Origin of the sequence: Pseudomonas sp. SWRI99, from assembly GCF_014270125.1 — a bacterium.
GTDB classification, from domain to species: Bacteria; Pseudomonadota; Gammaproteobacteria; order Pseudomonadales; family Pseudomonadaceae; genus Aquipseudomonas; species Aquipseudomonas hamedanensis.
On the sequence record NZ_JABWQR010000018.1, the window covers coordinates 20,922 to 35,685 of the forward strand.

The window sequence follows — 14,764 nt, forward strand, 5'->3', positions numbered from 1 at the left end:
CGGATGACAGCGATTGCCAAGCCGCTGCGGATTCAGCACTCTGAATGACTTTCGCGACCATCCCCCGCCGCCGATCACAGGAGCCGCGCAATGCCCGCAACCGTTCTGGTACTGGTTGAAACCATCAATGACTATCTGCCGATTCTCGAACGTCAAGGCTTTCACCTGATTCTCGCCCCTACGCCGGCCGAGCGTGCGCAAGCCATCGTCACCCACGGCAGCCGCATCGATGCGGTGCTGACCCGTGGCCCGCTGGGCCTGAACGCCGATGAAATCGCCGCCCTGCCCGCGCTGAAAATCATCACGGTGATCGGCGCCGGTTACGAGCAAGTCGACCTGCAAGCGGCCAGCGACCGCGGCATTACCGTCACCAACGGGGCCGGCGTCAACGCCTCCTCGGTAGCCGACCATGCAATGGCGATGCTGTTGGCGCTGGTGCGTGACATTGCGCGTTGCGACGCTGCCGTTCGCCGCGGTGAATGGCCGAAGATCATGCGCCCGTCGCTGGCCGGCAAACGCCTGGGCATTCTTGGATTGGGTGCGGTGGGCATGGCAATCGCCAAACGCGCGGCCCTGGGCTTCGACATGCAGATCTGCTATCACAGCCGCCAGATGCGCAGCGATGTGCCTTATGCCTTCTGCTCGACCCCGACCGAACTGGCGCGGGCCGCGGACTTCCTGATCGTCGCCACCCCCGGCGGACTCGGCACCCAGCATCTGGTGACACGCCCGGTGCTGGACGCCCTCGGACCGAACGGTTTTATCGTCAACATTGCCCGGGCCAGCGTGATCGCCACGGCGGACCTGATCAGCGCTCTGGAGCAACGGCGGATCGCCGGCGCCGCGCTGGATGTTTTCGACCACGAGCCGCACGTACCGGATGCGCTGAAAACCCTGAGCAACGTGCTGCTGACGCCACACGTCGCCGGCCTGTCACCGGAAGCCACCCAGGGCACGGTGGAACTGGTGGGCAAAAATCTCATGGCGTTCTTTTCCGGCGAGCCGGTACTGACGCCCATCACGCTGCCGCCCAGGCTCAACGATCAGCGTGTGCACTAAAGTACACCGAGCAGGGTCCACAACCGCCGCGATTCGGCATCGGCGCTGATCAACTCCCCCAATAACTCGCTCAACGGTTTATTGCCCCATTCGACCCCGCGCCGGATCAGGTACGGCACCGGGCTGTGGGGTTCGGTGCGGGCCAGGTACTCGGCGATCAGCAGCAACTGCCGATACGCCTCGTCACGGCTGGCCGGCTCGCGCAAAGCCTGGGCCACCGCTGCCGGCGCTTCAGGCTGCGTCATGGCGGCCGGTGTTTCGAGCTGGGGTGCCGGCGCTGCCGGTTGTTGAGGGTGCATGGCAATAAACTCCTGAACCAGGGTCAGCAGCGCTTGAATGGTGTCCTGCAAGGGGCGCAACCCCGGTCCCTGCTCTCCCAGATACGCCTCGCACCAGTTTTCCAACCGTTGCAGGTGTTGCAGGCTCAGCAGCAGATTGCCCTGCGTGCGCAGCCAGAAGGCCAGCGGCGTGGCGCGGACCTGATCGCTGAGTTTTTTCTGTTCGTTGCGCGCGGCTTCCGCCGAGCTTTTGGCATTTTTGCTGTCGTTGGCCTGCACTTGCTGAATCTGCAAGCGCCGCCAGACTTCCAGGGTACAGGCTTCAAAATCGCTGTTACCGGCACCGAACAACGGCACGCGTGTCAGCAACACTTCAGTGTATCGGCGCACCAGCCACTCCAGCGGAATCACCCGCCACGACTGATCGCCCTCTTCGGCCAGCGGGTGCACATCCTCGGGAAAACGCTCGCACAGACCGGTGATCAGCGCCAGGCTGCCTGGCAGCCCATCCAGCGCTTGCAGGTGCAGCCACGCTTCGCCGAGCCAGGCGCTGAGCATCAAATCCTTGCTGCGTTCCAGCAACAAAGTGGTGGTGAGCCTCTCGACTTGCGGCCAGTCCGCTCGCTTGAGCGTCGACTGCCAGACCCCGGTCGGCAGGCTGGCGTCATCTTCGCGGCGCAGGTCGCGCAATTGATCGAACTCGCGCTCATAACGCAGATCGACACCGCAGGGCGCCTGTTCGCTGATCGGTGCGAGCAACTGATCCATCAGGTCCGGCAAGGTCGTCGACGGCAGGCTCACATTTCCTCCTTTTGCGCTTCAAGGGCGGCGGTGCTGCCGGTCAGCTGAAACGGCGAACGCGGCGCGCGGGTCGGTAACGGGGTAATCGCCAGCGGCAATTTCGAGCCTTGGCTCATCAACGACAGGCGCACGAACATGCGGGTAAATTCGCTGGTGACGCTGTCGGTAGACGCCGTCACGGGCAGACGCAATGTCAGCGGAAAATCGGTGTAATCCACGCTCGGTTGACGCTGTACCGAATAGTGCGCACGCATCAGCCGCAGCAACGACCACGGCCCGCCATATTCCCAGCCGGCCTCCAGATCGCGCACCACCAGGTTCGGTTGCAGCGGATCATTGACCGGGCGTTCCTTGCCATTACGGGCCCAACGCAGGGACAGCCGGATCGGCTGGCCGACCAGCCAGCGCAAATTCGCTTGTTCGGCCGGTACCGGGTAGCTGACCTGTTGGCTACCAGCGAGCAGACCCCAGGCGATCACTTGATCGGCGCCCTTCTCGTCGTCACGATCGGTACGCCAGCGCACCTCCAGTTCGACGCCGAGCAGGCCGCTTTTGTCGCGCACAAACAACGGTGTCAGCCAGGTGCTCGCCTGTTGCAGACGACTGAGGAAATCCTGTGCTGCCAGCCGCTCGGGTGTCTGGCTCAATACCAGCCCGGCCTGCGCGACAGGCAGACGCTTTTCAATGATGTCGAGGAAATGCTGGACCCGCGCCGGATCGGCGTCCTGCGCCTGCACACCGTTGGCAAACGGAAAGCGGTCGGCCAGGTACTGATTGAAATAATTGGCCAGTTCATTCCAGGCGGCCGCTGCCTGTCGCTGTTGCAGAAACTGGCAACGCTGCAGGGCCGACTGTTGCAACTCCAACGCACGCATCGCCAGCGTGCCGCGCCCTCCGGCGACATTGGCGGTCTGTAGCGTCTGGACGCAGGAGCCCGTGTCCATCTCGACAAAATCCCGACTGACCAGTTGTTCAATCTGCGCGGGCGCACTGGCCGGGTTGGCATCCTTGTACTTGAGCAGTTCCTCATTAAGCGCGCTGAACTGGGTGACGCGCTCGTAGTCGAGCGCCGACAACGCGCCCTGCTGGGTCAGCAACCACTGCAGGGCCGACTGCCGACGTTCAGTGATGCCGAGCATGGTGTTGAACTGCTGCTTGAGGCTCAGCTTCAAGTCCTGCACATCGCTGGCGGCGTACAGTTGCAGGCCAAGGTTTTTCGAGCCGTCCCACTGACTGATTTCTGCCCGACCGCCGAACAGCGGTTGCTCGGTGATTTCATCCAGACCGCTGACAATCTGCGCCAGGGCGCGGCGGTTGAGCGCGCCTTGCAGCCGCGTTGCCAGATCGCTGCGGTGCACCTCGACGAAGGCTTTTTGCAGGGCCATGGCTTGTTCGGCCTGCACATTGAATACCTCAAAGGGGTGGGTCTGATCGTTGTGATCCTTGAGACTCAGCCACATCGCCTGGGCGGCGGCGCTTTCGGCCGTTTGCAGCAAGGCCTGGCGATAGGCCGGTGGAATGCGCGGCAGCTCTTCAGCGATATAGCTTTTGTAACTGGCGTAATAGTTGAGCGAGGTATTCAGGTCATCGCCGTCGACGGTCTGGCCTTCCAGGTTCACGTTGTCTTGACTGGCGCGCAGGGCGAGCGACACGAAGTCGCGCTTGAACAAGGCCTGCACGGCGTTGTTGAGTTTGATCACTTGTTCTTGCAGCGCCAGTTGCCCACTGCCCTGCTGGATCAACAGATTGCCGCGCGAGCCGACCTGAGCGATCCACTGGTCGCGAAAACTCTGTTGCAGTTTGCCTGCCTGCCGGTCCAGCTGCTGCTCGACGCCCGGGCCGAGCAGGCTGCTCTTGCGCACTTTTTCAAGAAAATCGCGATATCCCGGCACCAACTCCTGGCCTTTGCCGCGGCTCCACGTCGAGTTGGTCAGGGCAACCGCTGCCTGCAAGTCTTCGATCAGCGCGCGCAAATCTTCCAGTTCACGCAGGCTGTTGCCGCTGCCAACCTCCAGGCGTTCCAGGTGCAGCTTGAGGTAACCGGCCTTGCTGACGAAGTTGTCGGCGAGGAAATACTGATCGAGCCAGCGCTGCATCAGCGCGGAAAAGTTGCTTTCGATCAGCGGCCGCTCAGCGCTCAAATCCAGCGCCTGCAATTCGTTGCCATTGCCCGCGGCCAACACGCGGTTGTAGTACGCCGCATGAGCCAGGGCACCGGCATTGAGATTGAGCGACAGCGCGTTGTTGCTCAATTGCACCAGATCATCCAGCGGCGTTCGCTGATTGTTCTGCACCTGGGCGAACAACAGGTTTTGCTGTTCCAGGCGCAACGCACGCTCTACCAAATCCGTAGCCTTCTGATAGCTCTGCCACTGCGCCGGGTCTTCACTCTCGACGCTGCTGCGCCGATCGGTGGGACGTATCGCTTTGAGTTTGCTCAGCTCGGCGCCGAGCAGTTCGTGCAATGGCAGCAGCACATGGCGCTGAGTAGACAGCAATACTTGCTGTTCGAGCTGTGAGTCGAAGGCGGAAAACCACGAGGTCGGCAACACCAGCGAGGCATAGCGCCAACGCGGCGCCCGCTCCAGCACGCGCCAGACACTTTGTACGTTGCGCCGGGTCGGCTCGACGCGATGGGCTTCATCGGTGACGGCCACATAGCTTTTCTGCGCGCTCTGCATCAGCCGCGCCAGCTCATGGGCATCCTTGACCGATTGCTGCCAGACCCACAGCATCGCCACCGCCCAGAGCACGCCAACCACCAGCGCCACGCCGGCGCTCAAGCGCTGCCAACGCTGACGCAAGCGCAACAGCCGCGGCACACCTTGCGCCAGCCCGCGCTCGCCGACCAGACGCTGGCGCCACAACTGGCGCACGAACACACTTTGCTGCAAAGCGCGGTCGTCGGCATAGACCCCGTCCCGGGCGGTCTCCGGGGCCTGACTGGCGCTGAAATAGACGCCGCGAAAGCACGGCGCCTCCCCTTGGGCATTGCCCTGAAACACCGGTTCCAGAACGCTTTGCAGACCACGGCGCAGGGTTTCCAGTCGTTCCGGCAAGGCATACAGATCGGTGCTCAACTGTCCGGACAAGGTACCGATTTCGATGACCGCCTCGGCCACGGCACGCTGGAGCTGATTGAGTGCCTGATCGCTCCATTGCCCTTGCCACAGCGCATCGCGCGCGTAGGGCGACGACCAGCCCAACGTGCGCTCACGGGCCTCTTCGGGCAAAGCGCTGATCAGCGCCTGAAAGCCCGGCAATTCGTCCAGGCCGGTGACAATCACGTACACCGGCACACTCAAGCCGAAGCGTTGCAACAGATCGATGAAGCGCCGGCGTGCTGCCAGACCGAGGTTCGCGGCCTGTTCCAGATCGCTCAGACGACTGACCGGCACCAGCCAGACCACGCCATCCAGCGGCCGTTTGCTGCGCAGGCGCAGGATCAGGCCGAGCAACCGCCACCAGCCACCGCGCTGCAAATGCATGCCGTCTTCGGGCAGAAACAGCGCTTGCGGCACCACCAGCACCGCGCCTTCGGGGTCCGACCACCAGCGGCCGAACCACGCCGGTTTGTCGGTGGGTTGCAGACGCCATTGGCTGACCAGTTGCGTGCCCTGGACTTCATCACCGAGCATCAGCAGCCAGGGCAACTGATAACGATCGTGGCTACCCTGCTCTTGCTCCATGTGCCGCACCGACGTGTAAAAGCTGCGCACCGCCGCACCGCTGCGAGTGCGCAACCACCACACGCCCACGGCGACGATCAGCAGCAACACCAGCAGCGCAGCGGCCCATGCGACGACCGTCAGGGTGCTCATTCGTCTGGCTCCGCGACGGCCATGGACTCGGTGATTTGCAGCACCGGCTCCAGCTGCACACGAATGTCCCGCCAGAACCACTGACCAAGCCCGGTCAGCAGCAGCACCATGGCCAGAATGCCCAGCGCCAGACGCAAGCCGTCCGGCAAAATCGTGCGCACCGGCAGTTGCAGCGGTGTGGCCAGGGACGGTTGCACCAGACGCTGACTGACGCCTTCGTAGCTGGCCTCGTCCTGCCAGGCAAACCGGTACAGCGCCAACCGCCATTTTTCCAGTTGCGCCTGACTGTGCTCGCCCCGCAGGCGACCGTGAAAACCAAGAATCAGGCACTGCAAATACACGTTAGCCAGATCGCGCGCGGTCGGTTGCTGCTCATCAAGCAAAGTCTGGATCGCCGCTGGCACTTGCTCCCCCGCCTGGCGGCTGGCGTACAGACGCGACTCCAGCGGTTTGTCCTGCCACGCCGCTTGTCCCGGCCATGGCGTGAACAATAGGGTTTCGTCGACCAGCGCGACGAACGCATACACCAGCGCCTTGACCTGTTCGGTGGCGGAATCGCCGACCCGTGAATACGCCGTTCGCCAGAGTCGCTGGGAGGCCTGCGTCGACAGTTCGACCACGGTTTCCACCAGCGCCACCTCGTCTTCGCTGTCTTTGGGCAAATGCAGCCAGTCCTGTTGCCACTGCTGCCAGGCCTGGCGGAACGCGCTGCTCAACGGTGCGTCCTGCAACCCAAGGCTTGTGGCACTTCCTTGCGACATACGGCGTTCCTTGTGTGATCAGGCACTTTCACTGTGCTGGGCGACAAACAGCACCACTTGCCAGGGACTGCTCGTCAGTTTTGCGGCGGGCGCGGCGATCATCAGTGGCAGTTGCGCGTCAAACCAGGCCCCTTCGGCAGTCACCACAAACAGCCGCGTGTCATCGCCGACGCTGTAGGCCACTTGCTCGCTGCGGCTCATCGCCTGATGGGCCAGGCCGCTCATGCGCTGACGGCTGAGCAGCGCAATGTGCGGCGCCGAGGCGATGATCGCCGCACGCAGCCAATCACTGGCCGCCTGCTCGCTGGCACCGTTGGGCATGCGCAACCCGATGACCAGACGCTGGCTCGGCTGCTCATTGGGTAATTGAATGGAAAAGCTCTGTTCGCCACGTTCGAACGGCAGGCTGCGATAGCCGGCCCGGATCAGCTCGAGGGTGGTTTCCAGCCATTGCAGCAGCGCATCGAAACCGCGCTGCAATTCGACGAAATCCAGCGCGGCAAACGCCGGCACACCGGCCAGCGGATCGAGCGCCGACCATGCGCCGGCCAGCCCCAGCAGCAGCCCGTAAACCGCCTGCGGGGTCGCGACGCGACTGCTCAGCGCGCCCTCGACTTCCGGCAGGCGCGCCCACAATGCGGTCAACTGCCGACGGGTTTCCAGCGCATCGTCCTGATTGCCGGCCTGCTGCGCCTGACGCAGACGGCCAGCGAGAAACAGACACTTCTCCCGTGCCCGTGCGCAGAGACCGGCGACGCGCTGACCCAGCACAGATTCGGGCAACAGGATGGGGGTCGGCGGTGTGTAAGACAGCGGCAGATAACCGCCACCCTCCTTGCGGATTTTCAGCAGCGGCAGGCAGATCGAGTCGGCTTTGTTCAGTTGCGTGCACAGCCGCGGGTTGGGACGCCACACCGTGATCGATTCAGGAAACTCGCCACTGGTCAGATCCGGCAGCGCGGCGCCGACCACCGACTGCAAGCGCCCCTTGAGCGGCAGCAATTGCCCGGCCCGCCACAGCGGACTGATCGCCAGGTACACCGTGACCGTGGCATCGTCGCAGGCGTCGATCGCGGCGCTGACATCCAGCTCCAGGGTTGGCCCGATACCGGCCTGCAGGTCCACCGGCAAGCCATCGGGCATCGTGCCTTGCAGGGACAACACCCGCACCACCCCGCCGCTGAGCGCCGAGGGATCGAACGCCAGATGGCTGACGCCCCAGAACCACGGGTTGCACGCCTGCGCCAGGTGCGCACCGAGCGCTTCGGCCCGCAGCCCTTGCAACTGAAAGTGCTGTGGCAGCAATTGCATGCCTTCGTGCCAGCAGACCGCGTCAGGTAGCAGACTCATACGACTCCCTTCGCCTGCGCCGCGAACCGGCGGCAAACGGTATTTTCAGTTTTCCTGGCTGACCAGAGTCATCTCGCGACTGTCGAACTTCAGCCACGCTTCACTCTGATCGTCGAGCCGCAAGCGGTGCGCTCCGGGTGTGTTATAGCTGGCGAAGACCAAAAGTCCAGCGGCCTTCTTGCCCCCCAACGGGAACGGCTGACGGTCTATAAATTGCCCCGGCACCAGTTCCAGCCCCCACACACTCATCAACTGACGATAGTCGCGCTGGTACTGCTCGCGCCCGGCAAACCATTGGCTGGCACTGATGCCGGACAGCTGTTTGAGCAGGTCGGGATCAGCCACCGCGATGAAGTCCACGGCAATCGGCGTGTCGTCATTGGCTTTGGGCGCGACGTCGAGGGTCAGGCTGTCGAGTCCGACTTTCGGTCCGAACAACGAACACCCAGCGAGCAAGAAAAACACCCACGTTAGAAAAAGTCTTCGATACAAAATGAATTTTCCTTTTCTTGAACTTGTCCAAAAACGTTTTTCCTTGCTTTTTTATAGACCTGTTCTAGCTTCTTGGGTAGTTCGGTTCCTACAGCCGAATGAGGAAGGTTTGTCAAAGGAACGACAGGTCATCTGCCTCCCTTTCTAACCTACGGTCCAGCAAGGGAAAGCGATGAACGGGCCACCCCGATGCATTGCGCCCGCTCATCGCATCGGAGTTCGCCGACATGGCAGAAAGTACTCAGCACAAGCTCGACCGGGTGCGTCCGCCCCGTGTGCAAATCACCTACGACGTCGAAATCGGTAATGCCATCGAGAAAAAGGAATTGCCGCTGGTGGTCGGGATTCTCGCCGACCTCTCCGGCAAACCGCTGGAGCCATTGGCAAAACTGACCGAGCGACGTTTTACCGAAATCGACCGCGACAATTTCAACGAAGTGCTCGCCTCGATCGGCCCGCGCGCCACCCTGCAGGTCAACAACACCCTCAGCGGCGACGACAGCAAGCTCAACATCGAACTCAACTTCAAACACATCGACGACTTCGACCCGGTCAAGGTGGTGGAACAGGTCACCCCGCTGCGGCGCCTGTTCGAAGCACGCCAGCGCTTGCGCGATCTGCTGACCAAACTCGACGGCAACGATGACCTGGACAAGCTGTTGCGCGACGTCATCGCCAACACCGAAGGCTTGCAGGAAATCAAATCGGCTCGCCCGGACACCGCTGTCCCGGCTGCTGATGCCGAGACGCCGGCCGAACCGCAAGCCTGATCGTCCATTCCACCGAGGGGAGAATTCGCCATGCCCGCCGCTCAGAAACAAGCCAGTGAAGGTACGACCCAAACACTGTCCCTGCTCGACCAGATCATCCTCGAAGGCCGGATGGCCCACGATGACAGTCAGCAGGATTACGCCCGCGACATGCTCGCGGAATTCGCCACCCAGGTTCTCGACGAAGGCATGGCCATCGACAAGGACACCGTGGCGATGATCAACGACCGCATCAGCCAGATTGACCAGCTGATCAGCGCCCAGCTCAACGAGGTGTTACATCACCCCGACCTGCAAAAACTCGAAGCCTCGTGGCGCGGCCTGCACCTGCTGGTGCAGAACACCGAAACCAGCAGCCGGTTGAAACTGCGCCTGCTCAACGTCACGCAAAAAGAGCTGCAGAACGATCTGGAAAAAGCAGTCGAGTTCGACCAGAGCGCGCTGTTCAAGAAGATCTACGAAGAGGAATACGGCACTTTCGGCGGGCATCCGTTCAGCCTGCTGGTCGGCGATTACACGTTCGGCCGTCATCCACAGGACATCGGTCTGCTGGAAAAACTCTCGAACGTTGCCGCTGCCGCTCATGCGCCCTTCATCGCTGCCGCCAGCCCGCGTCTGTTCGACATGAACAGCTTCACCGAACTGGCCGTGCCGCGTGACCTGTCGAAGGTGTTCGAGAGCCAGGAGCTGATCAAGTGGCGCTCGTTCCGCGAGAGCGAAGATTCGCGCTACGTCTCGCTGGTGTTGCCGCACTTCCTCCTGCGCCTGCCTTACGGTCCCGACACCTCGCCGGTGGAAGGCATCAACTACGTGGAAGACGTCAACGGCACCGACCACAGCAAATACCTCTGGGGCAACGCTGCGTGGGCACTGTCGCAACGCATCACCGAAGCGTTCGCCAAGTACGGCTGGTGCGCGGCAATTCGCGGTGCTGAAGGTGGCGGCGCGGTCGAAGGGTTGCCAGCGCATACCTTCCGCACCAGCTCAGGCGACCTGTCGCTGAAATGCCCGACCGAAGTGGCGATTACCGATCGCCGCGAAAAAGAGCTCAACGACCTCGGTTTCATCGCCCTGTGCCACAAGAAAAACAGCGACGTTGCGGTGTTCTTCGGCGGTCAGAGCACCAACAAGGCCAAGGTTTACAACACCAATGAGGCCAACGCCAACGCGCGGATCTCGGCGATGTTGCCGTACGTGCTGGCGGCCTCGCGTTTCGCCCATTACCTGAAGGTGATCATGCGCGACAAGGTCGGCAGTTTCATGACCCGCGACAACGTGCAGACCTACCTCAACAACTGGATCGCCGACTACGTGCTGATCAACGACAACGCGCCGCAGGAGATCAAGGCGCAGTACCCGCTGCGCGAAGCACGGGTAGACGTCACCGAGGTGGCCGGCAAACCGGGAGCGTACCGCGCGACGGTGTTTTTACGCCCGCACTTCCAGCTGGAAGAGCTGACCGCATCGATCCGTCTGGTGGCAACCTTGCCGCCGCCGGTTGCTGCCTGACGAAATTTTCAACCAGTGAAGAACCCTGTGGCGAGGGAGCTTGCTCCCGCTGGGTCGCAAAGCGGCCCCGCTCTTCATCAGAAAAGCGAGGTCTGCTGCGCAGCCCAGCGGCAGCAAGCTCCCTCGCCACAGGTTCAGAGCTTGGTGCTTAGTGCTCAGCCCATTTGCCTAACGTGATTTTCTTCAGGAGTTTCAAGCGATGGATGCAATCATTCTCGACCTCGGCGGCGACATCAAAGGCGACAGCCTGCTCGAAGGTTTTGCGGACAAGATCGAAGTCATGTCCTACAGCCACAACGTCGCGATGCAAGTGACCAACGACGTCAGCAACTCGGAGCGCACCTCCGGTAAACCGCATATCGGCGAGTTCACCCTGACCAAGTTCGTCGACAGCTCGACACCGTCACTCAACGAGTATTGCTGTGCCGGTAAACCGATCCCTGAAGCGAAAATCACTGTCGGGCGCAACGCCGCCGAAGGCAGTGGGCAGTTGATGCCCTTCATCGTCTACACCCTGACCAATGTCGTGCTGTCCAACGTCAGTGTCAGCGGCGGCACCGGCGGCAAACCGGTGGAAACGCTGTCGCTGAACTTCACCAAGATCAAGTGGGAGCTCACCGCGCAGAAGGACGACGGCACCAAGGAAGGCACGGCGGCATCGACCTGGGACATGGCCGCCAACAAGCTTGTCAGCTAAGCCGGCGTCGCGGCCATGGCAGGCACCGGCATGCTCCCCCCGCTGTTCGAACGCCTCGCTTCGCGCGAGGCCGACGACGTACGGACGTTCGACCGGCAGGACTTGCTCGACTCGGTACACGCCGAGCTCGGGCGCCTGTTTAACACCCGGCGTGGCCCGCGCACACTGACCCAGCCACCCAGCGTGATCGACTACGGCATCGCTGACTGGAGCGCTTTGCAACAAGAGCGCAGCGATGACCGTCGTCGCCTGGCGCGCGATATTCGCGAAGCCATCACCTGGTTCGAACCGCGTCTGAAGCTCGCCGAAGTTCAGGTCAACCCCCTGCCCGATCAGCCGCAACGCATGAGCATTCGCCTGCTCGGCGAGTTGCGCAGCGGTCAGCAACACTGGCCGGTAGCGTTTGTCATCGAGCCCGGCGGTCAAGGGCTGGAGGTGCGCCATGAGCGACTCGATTGACCCGCAACTGCTCGATTATTACCAACGCGAACTGACCTGGCTGCGCCATGCCGGCAGTCAATTCGCCGAGCGCTATCCGAAAGTCGCGCGGCGCCTGGAACTGTCACCCGGCGAATGCCCCGACCCGCATGTCGAGCGTTTGCTCGAAGGTTTTGCGCTGCTGGCGGCGCGTCTGCAACGGCGCCTGGATGACGATTACGCCGAGTTCAGCGATGCGCTGCTTGAACAGCTTTATCCCTTGGCGATGCGTCCGCTGCCATCGTGCGCCATCGTCCAGTTCGAGCCGGACCCGAGCAAGGGCAACCTTGATGGCGGTTATCCGCTGCCCCGCGACACACCGCTGTTCGTCACCACCGACAAGGGCCAGAGCATCCACTTTCGCACCTCGGCGGCAGTGAATCTGTGGCCCATAGAGGTCAGCGAAGCGTTGCTGCTGGGCAGCGACGAAGCACAGGCCCTGACCGGTGTGGCGCAGTCGCGCTCAGCATTGCGCCTGAGTTTGCGTTGCCTGGGCGACAGCCAATGGTCAACCCTTGCCATCGAACAACTGCGCATTCATTTGGCAGCCTCGCCGGTAATCAATGCCTGCCTGTATGACCTGCTCGGCGCGCACGCTGTGCAAGTGCTGGCAGGGTCGCCGGGCAGTGTGCCGGTAACGGTAAAAGGCTTGCCGAAAATCGTCGGCTTCAGCGACGACGAAGTGCTGCTACCCGATGAGGATGGCGTGCACCCGGGCATGCGCCTGCTCGCCGAATACTTTGCCTTCCCGGATAAATTTCATTTTTTCGACCTGCCGCTGAGCGGTGTCACCAGCGACAGTCAGACGCTGTACCTGTACATCGTGTTTGACCGCGCTCCCGGCAGTCGCCTGCATTTACAGGCCAGTGACATTGCCCTCGGTTGCGCACCGGTGATCAATCTGTTTCCACGCACATCGGAGCCGTTGCGTCCTGACGGCACCCGCAGCGAATACCGCTTGATCGCCGACAGCCACCGCGAAAACAGCGTCGAAATTCATAGCATTCGCGGCATGCGCTCAAGCTCCAGTGCTGGCGTGCAAAGGCTGCCCGCCTACTACGGCAGTCAGCACAGCGGCGGCGATCAACAGCGTTACTGGCATGCGCGGCGCGTCAGCGGCATGACACCCAACCGGCTGGGCAGCGACTTGCTGGTCAGCGTGGTCGACACCCGTTTCGAGCCGCAAACCGATCTACCCGATTACAGCCTCACCGCAGAACTGCTCTGCACCAACCGGCATCTCGCGCAGAGTTTGCCGGCGGGCACCCCGCTGGGTTTCGAACGCCCAGGCCCGGTCGCGTGGGCGCGTTTGCGCAACCCGCCGAGCCCGCAGAGTCTGCCGCGCCTGGACGGCGATTCCCGCTGGCGGCTGGTGTCGCAACTGACCCTCAATCACCTGTCGCTGGTTGAAGGTCCGCAGGCGCTGGATGCCCTGAAAGAGATTTTGCTGCTGCACAACCTGCGCGATGAGGCCAGCGCGCTACGGCAGATCGAAGGCTTGCTGAGCCTCAGTTGCGAACGCGTGATCGGCCATGTCGGCGCCGATGCCTGGCGCGGCTGGCGTAATGGGCTTGAGGTGCAGTTGCAACTTGATCCACAGCATTTTGTCGGCAGCAGCGCCGTGCTGTTTTCCGCGGTGCTGGCGCAGTTCTTTTCGGTGTACGCCACGGCCAATCGCTTTGTGCGCACAGTCCTGATGCAGTCCGACAAGGAGGTCAAGGCATGGCAACCCCAAGCCGGCATGCCCCTGTCACTCTGACCCTGAGCCAACGCCTGCGCCGCGATCCGCAGGCGTTCGAGTTGTTGCAGGCGTTGTTACTGCTGGAGCGGGAACAGCCGCAAGCCGATTCGCTCGGCAGCGGTACTGCGCCTCAGGCCGAAGCGGTGAAACTGCGCGGGCCATTGACGCCGATGTTTGCCGCCAGCCAGATCGAAGCCCTGCGCGAGGAGCCGGGCCAACCGTTGACCCTCGACACGCCAGTGTTCGGGCTGGGCGGCCCGGACGGCCCCCTGCCCTACGCCTATCAGGAATGGCTGCAACAACGGGCGCGGGCCAAGGATCACGCGCCGGCCGAGTTCCTTGACCTGTTCCAGCATCGCCTCCTGAGTCTGCTGTACAAGGTGATGCGCAAACACCGCATCGCCCTCGGATTCGTCATGCCGGGTGCTTCGCCGGTGCAGGCGCAATTGCGTGCGCTGACCGGGTTGCTGCCCAAATCGCTGCAGGAGCGCCAGGCGATTCCTGACTGCGCTGTTCTGGCGTGCACGGCGCTTTACGCCGATGGCCGCCGCTCACTGGCCGGGTTCGCGGCGATTGTCCGTGAGCAATTTTCCGTGCCCGTGGAACTGAGCGCCTATGAAGGTGCCTGGCGAGAAATTCCAGCCGCCAGCCGCAGCGTCATGAAAGCGGGTGGACGCAATCTGCAACTCGGTCGCAGCGCGGTCGCCGGTACTCGGGTGTGGGATGAACACGCCGGGATTCGCCTGACCCTCGGCCCTCTGTCCTCGGCGCAAGCCGGACGCTTTCTGCCAGACGGCGAAATGCACCCGGCATTGGCCAGTCTTGCAGCGCTGTATTTCGGCCCGGACCTGGACGTGAAGCTGGTGCTGCTGGTGCGCGGTGCCGGGCCGATAAAACTGGCGCGCCAAGCCCCGGCGCTGCTGAGCTGGAACGGCGGCTTGCAACGCCAGGCCAGCCTCGCGGTGCAAACCATTGAAACCCGTCTTCGTCAGCTGGAGATCGCCTGAA

The 14,764-nt window shown here is 62.6% G+C and carries 12 protein-coding genes; 7 read left to right on the forward strand and 5 right to left on the reverse strand.

Translation table 11 applies throughout. The features are described 5' to 3' along the window. The first annotated feature begins 90 nt into the window (after window positions 1-90). On the forward strand, window positions 91-1,059 hold the full coding sequence (locus tag HU743_RS15965; RefSeq protein WP_186649668.1) for a 2-hydroxyacid dehydrogenase: 969 nt from the start codon (window positions 91-93) through the stop codon (window positions 1,057-1,059). Here HU743_RS15965 and tssA read toward each other — a convergent pair. The 5 genes from tssA to HU743_RS15990 are packed head-to-tail and all read right to left on the reverse strand — an operon-like array spanning window position 1,056 to window position 8,562. After that, on the reverse strand, window positions 1,056-2,138 hold the full coding sequence (gene tssA / locus HU743_RS15970; RefSeq protein ID WP_186649671.1) for a type VI secretion system protein TssA: 1,083 nt from the start codon (window positions 2,136-2,138) through the stop codon (window positions 1,056-1,058). The two genes, HU743_RS15965 and tssA, sit on opposite strands and share 4 nt — an antisense overlap. Continuing rightward, window positions 2,135-5,959 (reverse strand): type VI secretion protein IcmF/TssM N-terminal domain-containing protein, encoded by a 3,825-nt coding sequence (locus tag HU743_RS15975; RefSeq protein ID WP_186649673.1) that lies wholly within the window; start codon window positions 5,957-5,959, stop codon window positions 2,135-2,137. Before HU743_RS15975 ends, tssA begins: the two co-directional genes overlap by 4 nt. Continuing rightward, window positions 5,956-6,720 carry a DotU/TssL family secretion system protein gene (locus tag HU743_RS15980; RefSeq protein WP_186649675.1) on the reverse strand — a complete coding sequence of 255 codons (765 nt, stop codon included), beginning with the start codon at window positions 6,718-6,720 and terminating at the stop codon, window positions 5,956-5,958. The genes HU743_RS15975 and HU743_RS15980 overlap by 4 nt, the downstream gene beginning before the upstream one ends. A gap of 18 nt (window positions 6,721-6,738) precedes the next feature. Beyond that, window positions 6,739-8,070 carry a type VI secretion system baseplate subunit TssK gene (gene tssK / locus HU743_RS15985; protein ID WP_186649677.1) on the reverse strand — a complete coding sequence of 444 codons (1,332 nt, stop codon included), beginning with the start codon at window positions 8,068-8,070 and terminating at the stop codon, window positions 6,739-6,741. Window positions 8,071-8,115: 45 nt separating this feature from the next. Next, a complete protein-coding gene (locus HU743_RS15990; protein WP_186635557.1) occupies window positions 8,116-8,562 on the reverse strand; it encodes a type VI secretion protein in 447 nt (148 codons plus the stop codon). Window positions 8,563-8,789: 227 nt separating this feature from the next. Between HU743_RS15990 and tssB the strand changes: the two genes are divergently transcribed. The 6 genes from tssB to tssG all read left to right on the forward strand — a co-directional run bounded on the left by tssB (window position 8,790) and on the right by tssG (window position 14,763). Further along, window positions 8,790-9,332: a type VI secretion system contractile sheath small subunit gene (gene tssB, locus HU743_RS15995; protein ID WP_186635560.1), complete on the forward strand. Its 543-nt coding sequence runs from the start codon at window positions 8,790-8,792 to the stop codon at window positions 9,330-9,332. Between the two features lie 30 nt (window positions 9,333-9,362). After that, window positions 9,363-10,841, forward strand: coding sequence for a type VI secretion system contractile sheath large subunit (gene tssC / locus HU743_RS16000; RefSeq protein ID WP_186649679.1), 1,479 nt, complete (start codon window positions 9,363-9,365; stop codon window positions 10,839-10,841). 199 nt (window positions 10,842-11,040) lie between these two features. Further along, window positions 11,041-11,538, forward strand: a complete 498-nt coding sequence (locus HU743_RS16005) for an Hcp family type VI secretion system effector (protein WP_186635566.1) — start codon at window positions 11,041-11,043, stop codon at window positions 11,536-11,538. Between the two features lie 15 nt (window positions 11,539-11,553). After that, a complete protein-coding gene (tssE, locus tag HU743_RS16010; RefSeq protein WP_186649681.1) occupies window positions 11,554-11,997 on the forward strand; it encodes a type VI secretion system baseplate subunit TssE in 444 nt (147 codons plus the stop codon). Next, window positions 11,981-13,774, forward strand: coding sequence for a type VI secretion system baseplate subunit TssF (tssF, locus tag HU743_RS16015; protein WP_186649683.1), 1,794 nt, complete (start codon window positions 11,981-11,983; stop codon window positions 13,772-13,774). The genes tssE and tssF overlap by 17 nt, the downstream gene beginning before the upstream one ends. Next, window positions 13,738-14,763 (forward strand): type VI secretion system baseplate subunit TssG, encoded by a 1,026-nt coding sequence (gene tssG / locus HU743_RS16020; RefSeq protein WP_186649685.1) that lies wholly within the window; start codon window positions 13,738-13,740, stop codon window positions 14,761-14,763. The genes tssF and tssG overlap by 37 nt, the downstream gene beginning before the upstream one ends. Window position 14,764 lies beyond the last annotated feature (1 nt).